Origin of the sequence: Streptomyces phaeofaciens (assembly GCF_014648915.1) — a bacterium.
GTDB classification, from domain to species: domain Bacteria; phylum Actinomycetota; class Actinomycetes; order Streptomycetales; family Streptomycetaceae; genus Streptomyces; species Streptomyces phaeofaciens.
Map to the genome: position 1 here is coordinate 1 of NZ_BMSA01000047.1, position 19,704 is coordinate 19,704.

15 protein-coding genes are annotated in these 19,704 nt (G+C 71.2%); 9 read left to right on the forward strand and 6 right to left on the reverse strand.

The genetic code is table 11. The annotated features are described in order from the left end of the window. Positions 1-273: 273 nt before the first annotated feature. The 3 genes from IE275_RS42430 to IE275_RS42440 all read right to left on the reverse strand — a co-directional run bounded on the left by IE275_RS42430 (position 274) and on the right by IE275_RS42440 (position 3,309). Positions 274-516, reverse strand: coding sequence for a DUF5302 domain-containing protein (locus tag IE275_RS42430; RefSeq protein ID WP_189718050.1), 243 nt, complete (start codon positions 514-516; stop codon positions 274-276). 229 nt (positions 517-745) lie between these two features. Beyond that, positions 746-1,570, reverse strand: coding sequence for a DUF427 domain-containing protein (locus tag IE275_RS42435; protein WP_189718051.1), 825 nt, complete (start codon positions 1,568-1,570; stop codon positions 746-748). A gap of 407 nt (positions 1,571-1,977) precedes the next feature. Further along, on the reverse strand, positions 1,978-3,309 hold the full coding sequence (locus IE275_RS42440) for a cytochrome P450 (protein WP_189718052.1): 1,332 nt from the start codon (positions 3,307-3,309) through the stop codon (positions 1,978-1,980). 548 nt (positions 3,310-3,857) lie between these two features. On the opposite strand from IE275_RS42440, the gene IE275_RS46470 reads away from it, so the two are divergent. Then, on the forward strand, positions 3,858-4,043 hold the full coding sequence (locus tag IE275_RS46470; protein WP_229871230.1) for a lactonase family protein: 186 nt from the start codon (positions 3,858-3,860) through the stop codon (positions 4,041-4,043). Between the two features lie 132 nt (positions 4,044-4,175). On the opposite strand, the gene chvE is transcribed toward IE275_RS46470, so the two are convergent. The 3 genes from chvE to IE275_RS42460 all read right to left on the reverse strand — a co-directional run bounded on the left by chvE (position 4,176) and on the right by IE275_RS42460 (position 9,118). Continuing rightward, positions 4,176-5,252 carry a multiple monosaccharide ABC transporter substrate-binding protein gene (chvE, locus tag IE275_RS42450; protein ID WP_189718053.1) on the reverse strand — a complete coding sequence of 359 codons (1,077 nt, stop codon included), beginning with the start codon at positions 5,250-5,252 and terminating at the stop codon, positions 4,176-4,178. 1,340 nt (positions 5,253-6,592) lie between these two features. Continuing rightward, complete coding sequence (locus IE275_RS42455; protein WP_189718054.1) at positions 6,593-7,393, reverse strand: maleylpyruvate isomerase family mycothiol-dependent enzyme; 801 nt, start codon at positions 7,391-7,393, stop codon at positions 6,593-6,595. A 210-nt stretch (positions 7,394-7,603) separates the two neighbouring features. Further along, the gene (locus IE275_RS42460) at positions 7,604-9,118 is read right to left on the reverse strand and encodes an MFS transporter (protein WP_229871233.1); all 1,515 of its coding nucleotides are present in this window, start codon (positions 9,116-9,118) and stop codon (positions 7,604-7,606) included. Positions 9,119-9,232: 114 nt separating this feature from the next. On the opposite strand from IE275_RS42460, the gene IE275_RS42465 reads away from it, so the two are divergent. The 8 genes from IE275_RS42465 to IE275_RS42495 all read left to right on the forward strand — a co-directional run bounded on the left by IE275_RS42465 (position 9,233) and on the right by IE275_RS42495 (position 19,698). Continuing rightward, positions 9,233-9,670, forward strand: a complete 438-nt coding sequence (locus tag IE275_RS42465; protein WP_229871234.1) for a MarR family winged helix-turn-helix transcriptional regulator — start codon at positions 9,233-9,235, stop codon at positions 9,668-9,670. A 66-nt stretch (positions 9,671-9,736) separates the two neighbouring features. Further along, positions 9,737-10,870, forward strand: a complete 1,134-nt coding sequence (locus IE275_RS42470; RefSeq protein ID WP_229871236.1) for an FAD-dependent oxidoreductase — start codon at positions 9,737-9,739, stop codon at positions 10,868-10,870. 132 nt (positions 10,871-11,002) lie between these two features. After that, positions 11,003-11,278 carry a UBP-type zinc finger domain-containing protein gene (locus IE275_RS42475; protein WP_189718076.1) on the forward strand — a complete coding sequence of 92 codons (276 nt, stop codon included), beginning with the start codon at positions 11,003-11,005 and terminating at the stop codon, positions 11,276-11,278. Between the two features lie 485 nt (positions 11,279-11,763). After that, positions 11,764-13,506 carry a VanW family protein gene (locus tag IE275_RS42480; protein WP_229871238.1) on the forward strand — a complete coding sequence of 581 codons (1,743 nt, stop codon included), beginning with the start codon at positions 11,764-11,766 and terminating at the stop codon, positions 13,504-13,506. 631 nt (positions 13,507-14,137) lie between these two features. Next, the gene (locus IE275_RS42485) at positions 14,138-15,565 is read left to right on the forward strand and encodes an MFS transporter (RefSeq protein ID WP_189718055.1); all 1,428 of its coding nucleotides are present in this window, start codon (positions 14,138-14,140) and stop codon (positions 15,563-15,565) included. After that, positions 15,558-17,432, forward strand: a complete 1,875-nt coding sequence (locus tag IE275_RS42490; RefSeq protein ID WP_229871240.1) for a S9 family peptidase — start codon at positions 15,558-15,560, stop codon at positions 17,430-17,432. The genes IE275_RS42485 and IE275_RS42490 overlap by 8 nt, the downstream gene beginning before the upstream one ends. Positions 17,433-17,505: 73 nt before the next feature. Further along, positions 17,506-17,628 carry a hypothetical protein gene (locus IE275_RS46965; RefSeq protein ID WP_268255356.1) on the forward strand — a complete coding sequence of 41 codons (123 nt, stop codon included), beginning with the start codon at positions 17,506-17,508 and terminating at the stop codon, positions 17,626-17,628. A gap of 102 nt (positions 17,629-17,730) precedes the next feature. Next, entirely contained in the window at positions 17,731-19,698 is a 1,968-nt protein-coding gene (locus IE275_RS42495; RefSeq protein WP_189718056.1) for a RiPP maturation radical SAM C-methyltransferase, read from the forward strand. Positions 19,699-19,704: the final 6 nt, after the last annotated feature.

The following is a 19,704-nucleotide window of genomic DNA, read 5'->3' on the forward strand; positions in this document are numbered from 1 at the left end:
GGTCATGGCCGTCGCTGTCGCTGTCGGTGTCGGTGAGGCTGAGGTTGTCGCCGCGGGCGACGGTGTGCAGGAGTATGGCGCACACCGTCGCCGCGGCTGCGAAGCCGGCCGGGCTGCCCAGGACCGGGAGACGGCGCGGACGCGGGCTGCGACGTCAGGCTGGAGCAGTGTGCAGCCGTAGAGCGCGGCGTCGTCGAAGCCCTGCGGCGCTCGGCCCCATCCTTCCCGGTCCTCGTCTGAGCCCGCCGAGTCCTGCCTGGAGGCAGTTCGGGCTCAGCCGCCGCTCTTTCGACGGAACGACCGCTGACTCGCAGCCGGGCCGTGCGCGCCGTGGACCTTCGACGTGTCGAGGTTCGCGGCGGCGTCGGCGGTGTCCGCCTGCATGCCCCGCTTGCGCGCCAGGGCCTCCCGGAACTTGCGCTTCAAGTCGTACTGGCCGTCATCGTCGGGCGAAAGGGCAGGCCTCTCGCCGTCAGCCGGCTCCGAACCTTCGGGCGATGGAGACTCTGCGGCCATGGTGACCTCCTGGGGCCGGGCAATGGAAAGCACATCCTGTCATGCGAGTCACTGCTCAAGGCCGCTCGCAGCCCTCCGGTCACGGCGTCGCCTGCCAGTGGCGCCCCGCCGTCGAGCCGGACCGGCCACTCCCCCGCCAGGCCGAACGGCGAACGACGCGGTGTCCCTGTTCGACCACGGACAGGCAGCCGCCTCCCGAGGACGCAGGCGGCTCTCGTGATCACCACCATCAGAGCCGTCCGGCCGGCCGTTGGGCCGAAAGCATCTTGGTGAACGGGGTGACGGGACGCTCCAGACGTTCGCCGTCCACGGTGAGGTCGACGGTCTCGTTGTAGAAGGCGAGGAGCCCTTTGACGGCGCCCACCGCAGGCAATGGTTCGGGATAGCTCCAGAGGATGTTCGGCGGGGCCACGACCTCACCCCGCCGCGACCAGTAGGCGGCGGTCCCCTTGTAAGGGCACGCGGTGCTGTGGTCGGTCGGTTCGAACAGGTCGAGGCGGACATCCTCGCGCGGTATGTAGTACCGGGTGGGCAGACCGGTCTCGAAGACCAGGACCGGGCGATGGGTATCGGCGACGACCGCACCGGCGATCTCGACGACGACGTGGCGGCTGCTCGGGATCGCGTCCACCCGTTTGTGCGGGTCGCGGGGGTGAACGAAGATCTCTTCCTCCTCCTCGTACCAGTGGTCGAGGCCCCGGCCCGCACGCCGGAACCACTCGAACGCGATGTGCCCGGCCAGTTCGTCGGCCGGGAACGTCCAGGCCGCGTTCTCGATCAGCTCGCCGTCGGCGTCGAGGTCGTAGAAGATCCGTGATCCGGTGTGCGTGCCCGTCCGGGGGTTCTTCGCCGGGTGGAGGAGGTCCGCGCGGACCTCCTCGCGGGGGAACGCATAAAGCGGTACTGGCGTTCCGGGCTCCCATACGAGGACCGGGTGTCTGCTGTCCACGACGGTGAGGTCGCCCTTGCGGCCGCGCACGCGGCGTTCGCTGGGCTCCCACAGGAGACCTTCCGGGGTGGTCCTGATGTCTCGCGCGGTGGGGAACGTGGTCATGAGTGACTCTCCCTGCGGCTCGCTCACGCGGTCATGTGGGCAACGTGGGCTCGGTGCACCGGGCCGGGACCTGCTCGGGGGCGGCCGAACACCAGCAGGTACTCCTCGGCGCGGCTGCTTGCCTTCTCCCACACTGACACAGGTTCGACGTCGCGGACGTCCACCTTCACCATCGATATCGACCAGCGGAGGCGGCACCGCGGCGCACGGCGGGATCGGTGACTCTCTCCCCGGTAGGCGCTTGGGAGACGCCCCGCTGGCGGGCGCGGGGACACGCCTTCCCCAGGGCAGGCTGGGGCTGCGTCCCCACATCCGGCTGTCCCTGCTGGAGAAGGACCGCAACCGGGAGCTGCTCGCCGAGATGCTGGCACGGCCGGCGAAGCGCCGAAGCGCGGGCCGCGGCCGGATCAGGCGGGGGCCGGGGGCAGGGTCGCCGGAGTGGGGCCGGCCGGGCGGACGGTGATGCCGTAGGCCGCCCCGGCAGGGGTGGTGGTGAAGGCCGGGGTGTGGGACGGCAGCAGGTGTTCGAGCAGGACGGTGGATTCGCGGAGCGCGAACTGGAGGCCGAGGCAGGCGCGAGGACCGATACCGAAGGGGAAGTAGGCGCCCGGGTGGGCGGGCCGGCCGTCGGGGACGAGGAAGCGCCCCGGGTCGAAGCGCTCCGGGTCGGGCCACAGTCCGCCGTCGCGGTGGGTGAGGTACGGGCAGACCAGGAGATCGGTGCCCGCCTCGACCGTGTGGCCCGCGACGATGTCGTCCTCGGTCGCGTGCCGGGGCAGGATCCAGGCGGACGGGTAGAGCCTGAGCGTCTCGTGGACCAGGGCCTGGACGGCCCGGCGGCGTTGCGCCGAGCCCTCGCCGCCGGCGGCCAGGGCCTCCTCGCGGGTGGCGGGATGCCGGTCGAGGAGCAGATACAGCCAGGTCAGGGTGGTGGCGGTGGTCTCGTGCCCGGCGACCAGCAGCGTGACCAGTTCGTCGCGGATGAGCCGGTCGGTGTACTCGGGATGTTCTGCGGCGGCCTCGGTCAGGACGTGCAGCAGGCCCGGCCCGTCGGGGCCGGCCGCACCCGAGCGGGCGGCGTCGACGGCGTGCCGGGCGACCGCGTCGATCCGGACGAGGTCGGCGGCCACGGCGTCCTGGGCGTCGGTGACGTCGGCGGGCAGCGTCGGGAGGGCGGCCGCCACGGCGGCCACGGCGGCCAGTTCGCGCTCGGTGCCGTCGTCGAGCGGATACCCGGTGAGCGAGCGCCAGATGGCGTCCAGGGCGAAGCGGCGCATCTCCTCACCGACGTCGAAGGTCTGCCCGGTGCGGGCGTACCCGGCCCAGCGTGTGGCAGTGGTCCGGGCGGCTCCGGTGATCCGCTGCTCGTAGCGGCGCATGCCGGTGCCGGTGAACTGGGACTGCAACAGACGGCGTTGGCGCTTCCACGCCGTACCGGTGGCGGCGAGGACTCCGTCGCCGATCAGCAGCCGGGCGCGGTGGGAGCGCTTGACGTACCGCTCGGGGTGGTGGGCCAGCACGTGCTGGACGGCCTGCGGGTCGGTCACCAGGACCGTGCGGTTCGGGCCGTGGCTGAAGGCCGCGACGCCGCCGTACCGGGCGCGTACCCGGGTCAGCAGCTCGACCAGTTCGCCGCTCTCCGCCCGCCACCGCCGCACGAGTTCGGGCTCGGCCTCGGGTACCGGCCGACCTCCGCCGGGCGGGTGCGGGAGCGAATCGGGACCGGTCCGGGTGTCCATGGCGCATCTCCTGGTCGGCCGTTCAGCCGGTCGTGACGGAACACGGGCACCACGGACTGTACGCGATCGAAATCAACGAGTGACAGGTCGCTTCACGGGGCTTGAGGAGCGGCAAGGGTGGCAGAGGCGCCGCGCGTCGGACCGGCATCAAGTCCTCCGGGGCGAACGGAAGTTCTTACGAGAAGCTGACGCGGGACCGAAACCTCTTCATCCCACCCGCCCCACAGGCAACTCTGGCTCGGCACGGCACCGACGGGCGGTGGCGACGAGGGACGAGGAGTCAGGCGTGAGCAGGCATACCAGGCGCAGGTCGAAGTCGCGGGTCCGGATGACCGTCGCCGGCGGCGGCATCCTCGCATCGACGGCGGTCGCGACCACGGTGGCGATCGCCTCGGCGCCGAAGCCGAGAAGTCGACGGTCAGAACACGCTGTGCTGGCTGGAGCGCGCCGGTGACTTCTTCTACGGCGGCAACACCGGCTGTCGCACCGACCGGCACGGCAGGCTCGCACTCACCAACGAGATCGGCATCGCCGCACCGCCGTCAGCCATGTCCCAGGGCGTCATCGACCTGGCGGTGACACGGGACGAGAAGTTCCTGTACGTGCAGAACGGGACCTCCGGCACCGTCGACAGCTTCCGCATCGGCAGGAACGGCTCCCTCACCAAGGTCACCACAGCCTCAGGACTGCCCCCCTTCGCCGAGTCCGGCATGGAGGGCATGGTCGCGGTGTAATGAAGCTGCCGCCGCGCGGACCGGCGCCCCTGGGGACTCGTCCCAGGGGCGCCGAATCCGTTCCGACGTGGCCGGCGCCGTGACCGCAAGGGTTCACCGGCTCGCCAGCCGTGCTCGACGTCGGTCGGGCGCCTACCTGAGCTCGGCGGCGGTGTAGTAGCCGCCCGCGACCAGGACGTTCTCGTAGTTGGACTTGTCGACGTTGATCGGCTGGAGCAGGTAGGCGGGAACGGCCTTGACGCCGTTGTCGTAGGCCCTCCGGTTGTTGATGCGCGGCGTCTTGTCGTTGAGTACGTCGTCGGCCATGTCCGAAGCGACTGCGGCGAGTTCACGGATGTCCTTGTAGACGGTCTGCGACTGCTCACCCGCGATGATCGACTTCACCGAGGCCAGTTCGGCGTCCTGCCCGGTGATGACCGGGAGAGGCTTGCCGTCGGAGCCGTAGCCGTCCGACTTCAGTGCGGACAGGATGCCGAGGGAGATGCCGTCGTACGGCGACAGCACCGCGTCGACCCGTGCGGTCCCGTACGACTCGGCGAGGATGCCGTTCATCCGCTTGCCCGCGGTGGCACCGTCCCAGCGCAGTGTGGTGACCTTCTTGAGGTCGGTCTGGCCGGAGCGGACGACCAACTGCTTGCTGTCCAGGTACGGCTGAAGGAGGTGCATCGCCCCGTCGAAGAAGTACGCGGTGTTGTTGTCGTCCCCGGAACCGGCGAACAGCTCGATGTTGAACGGGCCTTCGCCGTCCTCCAGGCCGAGCTTGTCGATGATGTAGTAGGCCTGGAGTCGGCCGACCTGCTCGTTGTCGAAGGAGACGTAGTAGTCCACGTTCCCGGTACCGAGAATGAGCCGGTCGTAAGAGATCACCGGGATCTCCGCATCGGCGGCCTGTTGGAGCACGTCGTTGAGTGACGTGTTGTCGATGGCCGCGATGATCAGCGTATCGACCCCTTGCTTGATCAGGCTCTCGATCTGGGAGACCTGGGTCGCGGGGTCGTCGTCGCCGTAGACCAGTTCGGCCTGGTAGCCCTTGGCCTTCAGGTCCGTGACGATGCTCTTGCCGTCGGTCAGCCAGCGCTCGGAGGCCCGGGTCGGCATGGCGATGCCGATGGTGCCGCCCTTGGGGCTGCTCTCGCTGTCCTTGCCGCAGGCGGACAGGGTCAGGGCGAGGGCGGCGAGAGTGGCGAGCGCGGCTCTTCGATTGCGCATGGTGATCGTTCCTTGATCTTCTCGTCGTTGAGAGGATGACGGCATTTCAGATGCGGCAGGGCTGTGGCCGGATCGGCCGGGCATGTGGTCGGGCATATGGCCTGATCGGGCGGGCATGTGGCCAGGCATGTGGCCGGGTCGGCCGGGGTAGCCGGCCGGCAGGGCGACGGCGACACGGGCATGCCGGCGCATCCGTTGCCTGCGGTGGCCGGTGCCGGGTCCCACGGGGATGGCCATCGGAGTTGGTCCCGAACTCATTGGACGGACCGAACTCGAGGTGGAGGGCGCGGCGGCAGATGTTCGCGGCGACCTCGTGCATCACGTGCGCAGTTGCCGAGATCGTCGGCGTGTGCGGTGGACGTGCTTCAAATGGGGCGAGCGGCCGGCGGATCCCGTGGGGGCGGCCGAAGCACAGGGCGCTCGAAGTGTTGCCTCGGACACCGCTGGGGCACCCCGGTGTTCCGCGGCCCGCCCGTCGGTTCGCCGGTTCTGCCTGGCACCCGCGTTTCGCCGGTGCGCGCTTTGCCGGTGCGCGCCGCGACGTCCGTCGGGCTGCGCTGCGGCGTCCCGGATAAGTGGGTGCTGCTTCCGGTGCTGGGCAGGGCACTTGCCTTTCAACCGTTCGAAATACCGTCACACGGTCGGTATGTTGGCGAGACCCTAGGAGGCAGCGGGCGGAGTGTCAACGCGGTGAACAAAGGCGTTGCCGGACAGGTGATGAAGACGAGCTTCCGATCGCCGGCAGAGCCCTGCGCGCGCCGCGACGCCCAGCACAGCCGGACTTCTGTGTTTCCGCTGGTCAACGTCCTCGCGCCCGGCGTCGGCCTGGACGGCTGGGCGGCCATGCGGGGCGACCGCGGCGGTGTGGGGCGGCTGCGGCGGTGTGGGGCGGCTGCGGCGATGTGGGCCGGGCTCGTCCGTCGGCCGCCTGTTGCTGCCGCGCGGCGCCGACGGTCGCCCGGCTCGCGACCAGCAGGCCGCGGCGGCGGAGCCGTCGCCGACCTCTCCCCCTCATGCCGGTAACCGTCCTGCGCCTACTCCTCGGCACCCTCGCCACGACCCTCGGCGCGCCGGAGAGCCGGGCGGGTGAACAGCGATGAGCAGCCTCCGAGAAGAAGGGCTGGCGGGCCACCACGAACCTCGCCCGAAGGCTGGGCGGCGCCTGGAAAGGCCGGGCCTACGGCCACGAACCACGACGGCGCCGCCCGGTCCGCCGGGCCACCGCGATGGCTTGCCGGCCGCACGTTTGCACGACGGCCCGCTCCCACCCGAAACCCGGGTGGGAGCGGGCCGATCTCCCGGACCGTCGACAGTCCCTGACAGGAACCCCGACTTCCCGTTCAGAAGGCGGAGTTGGCGAACCAGAGCGTCAGCAGGTCCTTGTCTCCGTCGAGCGCGAAGAGCTCTTCGTCGTGGTGCAGGCGCCGCCCATACACGAGCAGCAAGAGGTCGGACGCGGTTCCCTGAACGGTCGCATCGGCGGGGTGAGCCGGCACAAGGGTCGTATCGAGGCCGAAGCCGTCGGGCCGCAGACGGACGACCCAGTCGCCGTCGCCGTTGCCGTCGGTCGCCCGGAAGCGGATCGTGCTGCCGGGACCGCGCAGGTTGGCGACCTTGGGTGCGAAGAAGGTGGCGAAGGGCAGGTTGACGAGGAACTCGTCGATCCCGTCGACCGCCGACGGGCGGTCGATCGTGGGTGGGAGGCCGAGCGCCAGGTCGGCGTCGGCCCGGTGCAGCAGGGTCTCGAAGAGCATCCGCCGTGCCCAGAAGCGGGCGTGCTGGTCGACGCCCCATGCCCACATGGGCTGGTCCGGGTCGGTGGCCGCGAAGGCGTCCTCGGCCACGGTCGCGCTTTCGGCCAGCCAGTCGGCGTAGTCGGCGTGCCGACCGGGGAGCCGCAGGTCCACCTCGCGGCTGCGCGGGGGTTCCTGGATGCGCGCGTGCAGCAGAGCCGAGAACCAGCGCTGGACGCTGCCGACGTGTTTCACCAGGTCGGCCAGCGTCCAGCCGGGGCAGCTCGGCACCGGGGTCGTCAGATCGGCGTTCTCGAGCGCCGCGACGAGTCGGCCGGTCTCCACCTTGATCTCCGCGCGGTGGTCGACCGGAGCCGGTCCGTGTGCGGGGCGGTCCGGGAGGTTCATCGTGGGGTGCCTTTCAGCGAGGGGGCGGGCTCGGGTGAGCGGCCGGTCCGGTGGCGATCTCCTGGCAGAACGTGTCGAGGCGTCGGCGGCGTCGAGCGGCCGGGGAACCGGCCCCCTTCGTCCGCGAGGTCCCGCCGGTGAGCGCGAAGGGGGCCGTGCCTGGCACGGAAGGAACCGCCTCCCCGGGGAGGCCTCGAAGTACCGGGCGGATCAGGCGGACTTGGCCGCGGACTCGACCTCCGCCTCCGCGCGTTCCGCCGTCTCGGATGCGACGGCCTTCCGCACCACCGGAGTGCGGAGCGTCTGCGCTGTCCTGAGTCCGATGAGGGCGACGGCGGCGACCAGGACGAACGCCGCTCCGGCGATGGCGAAGCTCAACGTGAACTGGCTTTCCTCGGGGAGGGCGGGCATGCCGGCGGGCAGCTGGACGGTCTTCGACGCCAGGAGCGATGTGATCACCGCGCTCGCGACGGCGCTGCCGACGGAGCGGGAGATGGAGTTGATGCCGTTGGCGATGCCCGTCTGGTGGGCCGGGACGCTCGCGACGATGAGCGCGGGCATGGCGGCGTAGCCGAAGCTGATCGCCAGGCCGATGAGCATGCCCGCGCCGATCACCGAGGGAGTGGTGTCGTGCGCGGTGGTCAGCCAGGTGAAGCCGAGCACTCCGAAGCAGGCGCCCGCGGTCAGCGTGACGCGTGCGCCGAGCCTGCCCACCAGCACACCGCCGAACTGGGCGCCCACGAGGGAGACGAGCGTGGTCGGCAGCAGGTAGACGACGGACGCGGCGAGCACCGAAGCGCCGAAGCCGTAGCCGACGAGGTCTTCCGGCATCTGCACGAGGTACGAGACGCCGATGAAGTGGGTGAACATCGCGAAGCCCAGCAGCAGGCCCGCCAGGTTGGTGAACAGCACCGGCCGGTGGACGAACATCTTCATGTCCACCATCGGCTCCTTGACCCGGCTTTCGGTGAGGACCCAGACACCCGTCATGACGACCGCACCGGCGAAGGCACCAAGCGTTCGGCCGGACGTCCAGCCCCACTCGTGCCCCTGCGAGATGGGCAGGAGCAGCAGCACCAGCAGCATTCCGAGGGTCAGCGCGCCCAGCCAGTCCGTCCGCCCGCCCGTCTTCGTCCGGGAGGCGGGCACCGTCAGCAGCACGCCTGCCAGTGCCACGACGGCGAGCACGGCCGCCAGCCAGAAGACCCGGTGGTAGTCGGGGTGGGAACCTCGTGTGAGGAGCCCCGCGCCGACCAGGGCGAGCCCGCTGCCGAACGCGAGCGTGCCGCTGACCAGGGCCATCGCTCCGTGCAGCTTCTCCGGCCTGATCTCCTCGCGCAGCACGGAGAGGGCGAGCGGGAAGATCGCGGTCGCCGCGCCCTGCATCACCCGACCGATGATCAGCCAGGTCAGGGAGGTGGTGGTGGCGGCGAGCACCGACCCGGCGATCATCACGACCAGTACACCGACGAGCGTGGGCTTCTTGCCGTGCTGGTCACCGAAGCGGCCGAGCAGCGGGGTGAACACGGCGGCTGACAGCAGGGTGGCCGTGGTCACCCAGCTGACGGCCGCCGTGGTGGCCTCCAAGTCGTTCTGGATGATGCCCAGGATCGGAACGACCAGGGTCTGCATCATCGAGACGACCATGGCGGCGAGCCCGAGCACCAGGACGATCCCGGTCTGTCCGGAGGATCTGGAGGACGGCGTCTGCAGGGAGTGAGACACGGAAGCTCTGCCCTAACTAGTTGAGAACGTCGATGCTTGAGAACTTCAAGCAATTGCCCAGACCGTATCCATCAATATTTGAGATGGTCAAGTTTCCTGGCTAAGGTGTGTCATATGACAGGGACCCGCGGTGTCGACACGGCCCAGCTCATGGAGCAGCTCTCGGTGTCGCTCGCCGCCTACTACGGCGACTTCACGGTGGCCGCGGCGAGCGAGAACCTCACGGCCAGCCAGGGCAAGACGCTCAACGTGCTGCGCCGGGGGCCCGCCGCGATGCGTGTCCTCGCCTCCATCCTGACCTGCGACGCCTCGAACATGACGGGGATCGTCGATCGACTGGAGAAGCGTGGCCTGGTACAGCGCGAGCCCAGCCCCACCGACCGGCGCGTCAAGAACGTCGTCCTCACCGCCGAGGGCGAACGCGTCATCGATGTGATCCGCGGGAAGATGCACACCACGCGGGCCGGACTCGACAGGCTCAGCGACCAGGAGCGCGACACCCTCCACGACCTCCTGGAACGCGCTTTCACCGCACAGCCCGCCGCCGCCTGAGCCCGCCCCGCCGGCCGGTGTCGGGGTCGCCCTGCGATCTTCCCGTTCACGAAGGGATCACGCCTCGTGCCTGCTCGTCGGATCGTCGTCGTCGGTGGCGGGGTCATGGGTTCCGCGGCGGCGTGGCGACTGGCCTCGCGGGGCGGCGAGGTCACGCTGCTGGAGCGCTTCGGTCCCGGGCACGACCGCGGCAGCTCGCACGGCACCTCACGGATCTTCCGACTCGCGTACACGGATCCCTTCTACGTCGATCTGGCGGTACGGTCACTGCCCTTGTGGCGGCGGCTGGAGGAGGAGACCGGACGCCAGGTCCTGTCCCTGACCGGCTCCGTCGACCACGGACCGGCGGCGATCACCGACGCCCTGTACGAGGCTCTGACCGCTTCCGGACGCCCCGCCGAGCGGCTGGTCCCTGAGCAGGTGGCCGAGCGGTGGCCGGGGCTCCGCGCCGACACGGGCGCCGTGTTCCACCCGGAGGCCGGACGCCTCCACGCCGACGAGGCGGTCGCCGCCTTTCAGCAGGCGGCGCGGGCTCATGGCGCCGATGTCCGGCACGGTGTGCGCGTGACCGGACTGTCGGTGCTCGGCGACGGCGTGCGGGTGGTGACCGAGGCGAACGAGGAGTGGCGCGCGGACGCGGTGGTCGTCGCCGTCGGCGGCTGGACCGCGGCCCTGCTCGCGGGCGGCGCGTCCGCGCCGGTGAGCGGTGTGCCGAAGTTGCGGGTCACTCAGGAGCAGCCGGCCCACTTCCCCGCGGCGGATCCGCTGTCCTGGCCCAGTTTCATCCACCACCCGGGTGCCGGTCTCCCGGCGACGGGCCGGACGACGGACGGTGTGTACGGACTCGGCAGCACGGACGGAGTGAAGGCGGGATTCCACGGGATCGGCCCGGTCGTCGACCCCGACCACCGCGACCGCACCCCGGACCTCGCGACCGTACGCGCCCTCGCCGCGTACGCCGAGCGCTGGCTGCCCGGCGTGGACCACACCGGGCCGGAGCCGCTGACCTGCCTCTACACGACCACCGCGGACCACGACTTCCTCGTGGACCGGCAGGGCCCCGTCACCGTGCTGGGCGGCTGCTCCGGGCACGCCTTCAAGTTCGCTTCCGTGATCGGCGAGCTGGCCGCCTCCCTGGTGCACGGCGAACCCGGCCCGTCCCGCTTCGCTCTCGGCCGCCGTCCACGAACCGCGCGCTGACCGGCCCGCTCCGAGACAAGTGGTCCACGGCAGGACATCGACCGCGTCGAGAAGGGACACCTCGTGACCGGATGGGTGCCGCGGCCCGACGGCGGCCGCCCCGAGGGCCGGTACTGCGCGCACGCCGACGCGGTGGCCACTCCCCCGGAGCGACACGAGGGCGAAGGGTGCGCGGAATGCGTCGCGCGAGGGCGGCACGCGTGGGTACGACTCCTGGAGTGTCTGGACTGCGGTCATCTCGGATGCTGCGACAGTTCGCCCGGCGCGCACGCCACCGCTCACCATGAGTCCACAGGTCATCCGGTGGCCCGCTCGGCCGAGCGCGGCGAGACGTGGGCGTGGTGCTATGCCTGCGAGCTGTACCTACGCCCCGTGGACGACGACGGTCCTGCGGCAGCGGAGGGATGAGCAGGGCCCTCCAGGGCGACCGTCCACCACGGACGACCGGCGGCGAGGGCGGAGCTTGTCCCGGAAGGGTGCTCAAGGGGTCGAGCCGCAGCACGTACGTCCCTCCTGGCTCGCGACACCGGCGCTCGGCGCCGGGTTCGCAAGTCGGCCTCGCAAGTCGGCCTCGCAAGTCGGCCTCGCAAGTCGGCGCCGAGCACGATGTCGCACCGCGCCGAATCGGCCGATCTTCCCGATCCCGATGACAGCCCCCACCCCCGTCCAGGCGGACCGAGATGCCCTCGCGCCCGCACGCCCCCGGCTCCGGGCCGCGAGACGCCGACTTTCGATCTTGTGCCGCCGCGCGGACGGCAGGCCCGCGAGCCGGGTCGTGCGGGGGCATGAGAGAAAGACCACCACTCGAACAAAAGGGATTTTCTGGATCTTCTACCTCTTTCAGCCTACGGTCGTAGGTCTACCCCTGACTTCTCACCACCCCGGGAGGGTGTGTGCTCCTGCGCTCCACGACCGACGACACCGCGGAGGGCCCGGCCGGGCACCGCGGTCACATACGCAAGACGGCGATCGCGACCGGTGCGGTCGCGATCGTCGTCGGCGGGCTGTACGTGGCGGGTCTCGTCGCCACCGGGGACGACATCTCCACGGGCACCCGGGTCGAGGGGATCGACATCGGCGGCCTGAGCCGTGCCGAGGCCGCCGACCGGCTCGCCTCCGCGGCCCCCGCCGCCTGGAAGGGCCCGATCCCGGTCACCATCGGTGACGAGACGACCACCATCGACCCCGCCTCGGCCGGACTCACGGTCGATGCCCGGGCCACCGCGGAGCGCGCGGCCGACCCGTCCCGCGATCCGTTCACCGTGATCGGCCGGCTCTTCTCCTCCGGCGACCGCGACATCGAGCCAGTCGTCTCGTTCGACGGGACGAGGGCACAGGCGGCCGTCACGGCGGCCGCGAAGGAGCACGACCGCCAGGTCCTCGAGGGAGCTGTCGCCTTCAAGGACGGCAGGGCGGTCGTGACGCAGCCCCACGACGGGCAGAAGCTGGACACGGACAAGGCAGTCGAGATGCTGCGCGCCGCCTATCCCGCGGCCGACGGCGTCGCGCCCGTCGCGCTTCCCGTCTCCGTGACGCGGCCGCACGTGCAGGGCGCCGAGCTCTCCCGATTCGTGACCGAGTTCGCCAAGCCCGCCGTGTCCGGCCCGGTCACGCTCACCGCGGGCGACAAACGGTTCCAGATCCCGGCGGCCACCCTGGCCGACCACCTGACCGTCAAAGCCGACGGCGGCCGGCTCACCCCGTCCCTGGACGCCCAGGCGCTGATGCGCGACCCGGCGGTGTCCCGTCCGCTCGACACGGTCACCGGCGAGCCCGTCGAAGCCCGCCTCGGGGTACGGGACGGCAAGGTCGTCGTGGAGCAGGACGGCCGCCCCGGCCGCACGGTGTCGGCCGAGGCCCTCGGCCGGGCGGTGGAGCCGCTGCTGACCAAGGAGGGCGCGACAGCCCGTACCGGAGCGGTCGCCGCCACGGTGACGCCACCGAAGCTGACGGCGCAGACGCTCGCCCGGCTCGGGATCACCGAGCAGATGTCGACGTTCACGGTGAACTTCCCGACCGCGCCGTACCGCACGACCAACATCGGTCGGGCCGTCGAGCTGATCAACGGCTCGGTGGTCCAGCCGGGCGAGGTGTGGAGCTTCAACCGCACGGTCGGTGAGCGTACGGAGGCCAACGGCTTCGTCGACGGCACGATGATCATGGACGGCCAGTATCGGAAGGCCCCCGGTGGCGGTGTGTCGGCGGTCGCCACCACCGTCTACAACGCGCTCTTCTTCGCCGGCGTCGAGCCCTTGGAGCACGGCGCCCACTCCTTCTACATCGAGCGCTACCCGGCGGGCCGGGAGGCGACCGTGGCCTGGGGCACGCTCGACCTGAAGTTCCGCAACGACTCCGGCAAGCCGATCTACATCAAGGCGAGTTCGACGGACTCGTCGGTGACGGTGAGCTTCCTCGGCACGAAGAAGTACGACTCCGTGACCGCGGTGGCCGGCCCCCGCACGAACACCACGCCGCCGAAGGAGCGCAAGGACACCGGCGAGACGTGCGAGGTGCAGGAGCCGCTGGAGGGCTTCGACATCAAGGTCGACCGCGTCTTCGCCAACCATGGTGTCGAGGTGAACCGCGAGACGTTCGGCACGCACTACACCCCGAGGGACAGGGTGGTCTGCGACTGATCGGCGGTCGGCGCGCGGCCACTCGGACGCGCACCGACGCCCGACGTCGTGGAGGGCGACGCTCCGGAGAGGCTCGCGGTGACCGTACGGGGCCTGCCTCCGCGGGCTTGGGGGGGCGCGTCGTCCCGCCCGTGGGCCGGCCGGGATCCACAGGGCCCACAGCGCGGATTGTCGGCCAATAGCTTCCGCGGTCGTCTCGGGCGCGGGAGATCGTGGTGGGGCGCTCCGGGCGTGCCGGCGGAGCGTCCCGCGCTTCGTCGGCGTCGTTCGCGGCCGTCCGCGTTCGGCTGCGCAATCGTTGCCCGGGCCGGGGGTACGTCCGGCGCCTCGGCACCGGACGCGGTGCACACGAACATGTGCCGTGCCTTGAGGACGATTCACCCGGTGTCGGGGGAAGTCCGCCCTGCAACGCCGTCGATATGCGGATGTGAAGCGGAACGCCTCGCACCGCGGGAGCGCCGTGTCGGCCACCCCGCCCGTCCCGCGTGCACGGGCGCTTGTTCCTGACCAGTCGGTCCTCAGCCATATGTACCTGTATCGGGTGACGATTCAACACTGTGTGGCACTTGTCGCTGACGTTTCCCCATGACTAGGCTCCCGCCCACTTTCACAGTTCACACACTTTCGACACATGGGGGCCGGCCGTCGGCGCGGCCTCCCGGGCGTACAGGGGGTGGGGAACGTCGACGCGTCACCGATCCGCCGGCCTCCCGGCCGGCCCGTCCCAGCGCACGACGAACACTCCCCCGCCGCCGAACGGCCGCGCCGCGCGAAGCGGTCGGACCCACGGGGCCGTCCGCCCGCTCCGGCGCACCGGGACCTCAGAATCCTGTGGTGGGTCAACGCAGTTGACGGGCTCGGCAGCCAGGCCTCCGGACTGGTCCTCCCGCTGCTGCTCCTGGAACTGGGCCACAGCCCCGGCACCGCGGGTTCGCTGGCCAGTGCCGCCGCGCTCACCGGGGTCGTCCTGGGGCCGCTCGTCGCGGTGCCGGCGGACCGGGGACGGCGGCGGCGCCTCATGACGGGCTCGGCGGCACTCGCGGCCCTGGCGACAGGGGTACTGGCTCTCACCTGTCTGGGCCGGCCCGCGTTATGGGTCGTGGTGTCGCTGGCCCTGACGGAGCGGCTGTGCGCCGTGGCCTACGACGCCGCGTCACGTGGAGCCCTCGTCCACCTGGCAGCCGTCGACGAGCTGCCGCGGGCGACAGCCGGGATGCAGGTCGGCGACCAGGTCTCACTCATCGTGGGTCCGGCGCTCGGCGGGGCCCTCTTCCACCTTGCCCGCCCCCTGCCCTTCCTGGCCGACGCCGTCTCCTACGCGGCGGCAGCTCTGGGCGTCCGGGCCATCCGCGCCCCCCTCGACACACCCGCCCCGGCGCCGGGCCCGCCGTCCGGTGCCGCGTCCCGTCAGCGCGGGACGTGGTCCGACCGGTTCGGCGCCGCGAAGGCCGGCGTGGTCACGGTGGCCGAGTCCCCGCTGCTGCGACTCGTCCTGGTCTGGACGTCGACGGCCGGGGGCGCGCTGACACTGTTGTTCTACACGGCGCTGTTCCGGCTGGGCGCGGACGCGCGGAGCGCGGCGGCCGGCCTGGTCCTCGCCGCGTCAGGAGCAGCCGGTCTGCTGGGCTCGCTGGTCGCGGCCCCCGTCGTACGCCGGCTCGGTGCGGCCCGCCTGTTGACCCTGACGGCCTGGCTGCTGCCCGTGCCGTGCGGCTCACTGGTGTGGGCGAACGGTGCGATCGGCTGGGGAGTGGCGTTCGCCGGGCTGTCCCTGCTGGTGCCGCTGATCACCGTGGTCCTGTCCAGCGCCGCCATCGCGTGCACACCGGCGGCGCTTCAGTCGCGCGCCGCGAGTGTGCTCGGCTCGGTCTCCGCGCTGGCCGCGGCCGGGGCGCCGGCGCTCGCCGCCGTCCTGGTCACCGCCTGGGACCTCCGCACGCCCGCGCTGCTGTGCACCGCGCTGTTCACCGCTCTGGCCGTGTACACGCAACTCAGGGCCCCTGCCGTACTGCGCGCGGGCGCCGCGGCCGCCGCCGGGACGGGAGAGAGCCGTGGGTGACACCTTCAAGGTCTTCCTCAGCGCCCTGCCGGAAGTGTGCCCACGCGACACGAGGCGCATGGTGCTGACGGCCGACGCCGACGGCCGCTGCGAGGTGTTCACGTGGGACGCGGCCACCCGAAGCACTCGGCAGGTCACGAACCGGCCAGCGGGCACGGTGCACTGCGCCATCGACGCCGACGCGTACGTGTGGTGGTTCGACGAGGACGCCGAGGGCCGGGGGCACTGGTGGTTCCAGCCGTTCGACGGAGGCTGCCGGCTGCCCGGTCTGCCGGGGGCCCCGACCGGGCTGCCGCGCGGACTGGCGGTGACGGCCGACGGGACGGTCGCCGCGGCGCTCGCACCCCGGCGCGGAGACACGAGGGTCCTGGTCGGACGGCGTGGCCGGGCCCCCCGCGAGATCCTCCGCATCGCCGGGGAGGGCCGGCTGAGCGGCATCACGCCGGAAGGCGATCTGCTGGCCCTCGCGACGGTGTCCGACGGCGCCGCGACCGTCACCGTCGTCACCTCGGCGGGCCTGATCGTCGCCGAGCTGCCCGAGGCCAGCGGCCCGGCCGGCCGATTATGGTGCCGGGGGTTCTCTCCACGGCCCGGCCGGTCCGAACTGCTGCTGGTGCACGAGCGGGAGGACGGCTACCAGTTGGCGACGTGGACGCCACGCCGAGGTCTGGTCACACACTCCTGGTGCGGTTTCGACACGGAGATCACCGCACGCTGGTACCCCGACACCGACGAGGTGCTGGTGCGCCAGGAGCGCCACGGTCGCTCGCTGCTGCACCGGGTGTCCCTGCGTGACCGTACCCGCCGCGTCGTCCCCACTCCCGCCGGGAGCCTGCTCGACGCGGCCCCGCGGCACGGCGGGGGGCTGCACTACCTGTGGACGGACACCGCCCACCCGCCCGTCCCGCGCGCCACCGACGGGGTCGCCCTGCCGACACCGGGTCTCCTGCCCCACGTACCCGGGCGGCACAGCGAGCTGTGGACCCCTACGCCCGACGGCCCGGTCCACACCCTCCTCAGCCTGCCCCACTCCGACGACAGCCGACTCGACGGCGCCGGTGCCGGTACGAGTGCGGGTACGGGTACGGGTACAGGTACGGGTACGGGTACGGGTACCGATGAAGTTCCGCCGCCCGTCGTGTTCCTGGTGCACGGCGGGCCCGCCGACCACGACCGGGACGCCTACGACGCCACGGTGCACTCGCTCGTGGCCTCCGGCTATGCCGTGGCTCGGGTCAACTACCGCGGGTCGACCGGTTACGGTCCCCGCTGGCGGCGGGCCTTCGGAACAGATGTCGGCCACCCCCAGGTGGACGACCTGGCCGCCGTACGAGCTGATCTCGTCGGTCGCGGGCTCGTCGACGGCCGGGCCACGGCCCTGTGGGGTGTGTCCTGGGGGGCGTACCTGGTGCTGCTCGCCCTCGGTACCCGCCCGGGGCTGTGGCAGGCCGGTGTCGCGGTGAAGCCGGTGGCCGACTGGGTGACCGCCCACCGGATGACCACTCCTGCGCTGCGTGCCCTGGACGTCCGCTGGTTCGGCGGCACTCCGGAACAGGTGCCGGAACGTTACGCCTTCAGCTCGCCCCTCACCTTCGCGGCAAAGGTGAGCGTGCCCCTGCTCGTGGTCGGCGCCGACAGGGACGTCAAGTGCCCGCCCCAACAGATCCGCAGCTATCTCGGCGCGCTGACCGCCGCGGGCGTGGCCCACGAGGAGATGTGGCTCGACACCGGCCACGACGGCTACGACGGTGCGACACACGTCGCGGTCCTGCACCGTTCCCTGACCTTCCTGCGTACGCGCCTGCCCGCGCCGACGCCCCCTCGCGTCCCCCGGCACGTCCGGGAGGACCCCGGTCCCGCCGACTGACACGGCGGGACCGGGTAGTGCACAGCACCACCCGCCCGAAGAACACGCCATGAACCCGAGAAGGAGGACGACCGTGCAGAAGGACATCATCCACAACGACCCGCTGGCCGGCGACGAGGAGAACCGCAGGCCGGGCATCGGCATCACCATCACCATCCCGTTCCGCAACGCCGCCGAGAGCGACGACGAGGAGTGACCCACGGCCCGGCCGGTCCGGTCCCACCGGGGCCGGCCGGGCTTCCTCCCGCACCTCCCGCACCTCCCGTCTCGCCGGCCGCTCGTGCGCAAGGAGCCCATCGTGCGCGTTCTTCTCGTCAATATGCCCTGGTCCCCGATAGACCTGCCCTCGCTGGCGCTCGGCATCCTCAAACGGAGCGTCGACGACCACGTCCAGGACGCCACGTGCGAGGTGCTGCACGCCAATCTGGAGTTCACCGACTGGATCACCAGCCGCTCCGAGTTCACGGCCGAGGACTACGAGTACTACGCCCTGTCCTCCTATTTCCTCGGCTGCGGCGACTGGGTGTTCTCCTCGGCGCTCTACGACGACCCGGCGTGGCGGGACGATCACTTCGTCGAGGTGATGACGTCGAAGCTGCGCAGGTCCCGGATGCGCATGACCCGGGAACTGCACCGCCTCGTACCGGAGTTCGTCGACGAGGTGGCCCGCCGCGTCGTGGCTCTCGAACCCGACGTGGTCGGGTTCACCTCCACCTTCCAGCAGAACACCGCCGCGCTGGCTGCGGCCCGGCGGATCAAGCACCTCGCCCCGCACGTCGTGACCGTCATGGGCGGGGCCAACTGCGACGCCGAGCAGGGCGCCGCCGTCCACCGCAACTTCCCCTTCGTGGACTACGTGGTCCGCGGCGAGGGCGAGGACGCCTTCCCCCGGCTGCTGACCGCGCTACGGGACAAAGACCCGGCCGCCGCTGCTTCGATCCCGGGACTGTGCCACCGCACCCCGGACTCCCGGCACACCGCCAACCCCATGCCGACCGGGCCGTTGCCGCCCAACGCCATCCTGCCCCCCGACTACAGCGGCTACTTCGAACGTCTCGCCGCGTCCGTGGCACGCAACTGGGTGGAGCCGAAACTGGTCGTCGAGGGCGCGCGCGGCTGCTGGTGGGGAGAGAAGCACCACTGCACGTTCTGCGGCCTGAACGGCTCCTTCATGGAGTTCCGCAGCAAGAGCCCCGACGTGTTCTACCAGGAGATCATGGACCTGGCGGAGCGCCACCAAGTGCTCGACATGTACGTGGTCGACAACATCCTGGACATGCGCTACCTGTCCACCGTCCTGCCCCGCGTCATCGACAGCGGCTACGACCTGCGCATGCACATCGAGATCAAGGCCAACATGCGGCGCTCTCAGCTGCAGGTGCTGGCGGACGCCGGGCTCATCTACGTCCAGCCGGGCATCGAGAGCCTCAACAGTCGCGTCCTCGATCTCATGGACAAGGGTGTCAGCGGCTGCCAGAACGTCCGCATGCTCCGCGACGCGGCGGAGACCGGGCTGTCGGTGTCATGGAACTACCTGCACGGCTTTCCCGGAGAGACGGCCGACGACTACGAACCCGTCATCCGCCAACTCCCCGCCCTGGAACACCTCAACCCGCCGGTCGACCTGTCCGCCCGTATCGCCATCGAACGCTTCAGCCCCTACTTCAAGCGCCCCGAACTGGGCTTCACCGGACTGCGGCCCGAGGAGCACTACCTGTTCACCTACGACCTGCCCGAGGCGGAACTGCACGACCTGGCCTACGTCTTCCAGGCCCCGGAACGCGGCATCACCGAGCCGACCGTCACCCTCCTCAACGACGGCATCACCGCCTGGAAGAAGCACCACGCCGACGCCCGCCTCACCCACACGGACCTGGGCGACCGGATCGTGCTGGTCAGCAGGCGGCCGTCCTTCGCCTGGCGGACCATGCAGCTCACCGATCCGTTCGAGACCGCGGTCTTCCGGCTCCTGGACCAGCCGCACACCGTGGTGGCGCTGCACCGCAAGCTGACGTCGGCCGCCGCCCCCGCCGGGGACGCGCCGTGCACGGCGCGAGATCTCGAGGCCCTCCTCACGGAGTGGGTCACGCAGGGCGTGGTGTTCACCGACGCGGGCCAGTACGTGCACATCGCCCCCGCCGCCGTGAACCAGGACCTGCTGCGTCTGGACTACATGCGTCACGCCCACACCAGAAGCGAGGCCGAGACCGGCGAGGCCAAGACCTCGGCCGGGAGCGGGACCGAGCCCGCGCCCGTCCTGTCCTGAGCGCCC

Bases quoted from the DNA above. Each gene is read 5' to 3' on its own strand.
- IE275_RS42430 (WP_189718050.1), bottom strand. From the start codon at position 516: ATGGCCGCAGAGTCTCCATCGCCCGAAGGTTCGGAGCCGGCTGACGGC.
- IE275_RS42435 (WP_189718051.1), bottom strand. From the start codon at position 1,570: ATGACCACGTTCCCCACCGCGCGAGACATCAGGACCACCCCGGAAGGT.
- IE275_RS42440 (WP_189718052.1), bottom strand. From the start codon at position 3,309: ATGGACACCCGGACCGGTCCCGATTCGCTCCCGCACCCGCCCGGCGGA.
- IE275_RS46470 (WP_229871230.1), top strand. From the start codon at position 3,858: ATGTCCCAGGGCGTCATCGACCTGGCGGTGACACGGGACGAGAAGTTC.
- chvE (WP_189718053.1), bottom strand. From the start codon at position 5,252: ATGCGCAATCGAAGAGCCGCGCTCGCCACTCTCGCCGCCCTCGCCCTG.
- IE275_RS42455 (WP_189718054.1), bottom strand. From the start codon at position 7,393: ATGAACCTCCCGGACCGCCCCGCACACGGACCGGCTCCGGTCGACCAC.
- IE275_RS42465 (WP_229871234.1), top strand. From the start codon at position 9,233: ATGACAGGGACCCGCGGTGTCGACACGGCCCAGCTCATGGAGCAGCTC.
- IE275_RS42485 (WP_189718055.1), top strand. From the start codon at position 14,138: ATGGGGGCCGGCCGTCGGCGCGGCCTCCCGGGCGTACAGGGGGTGGGG.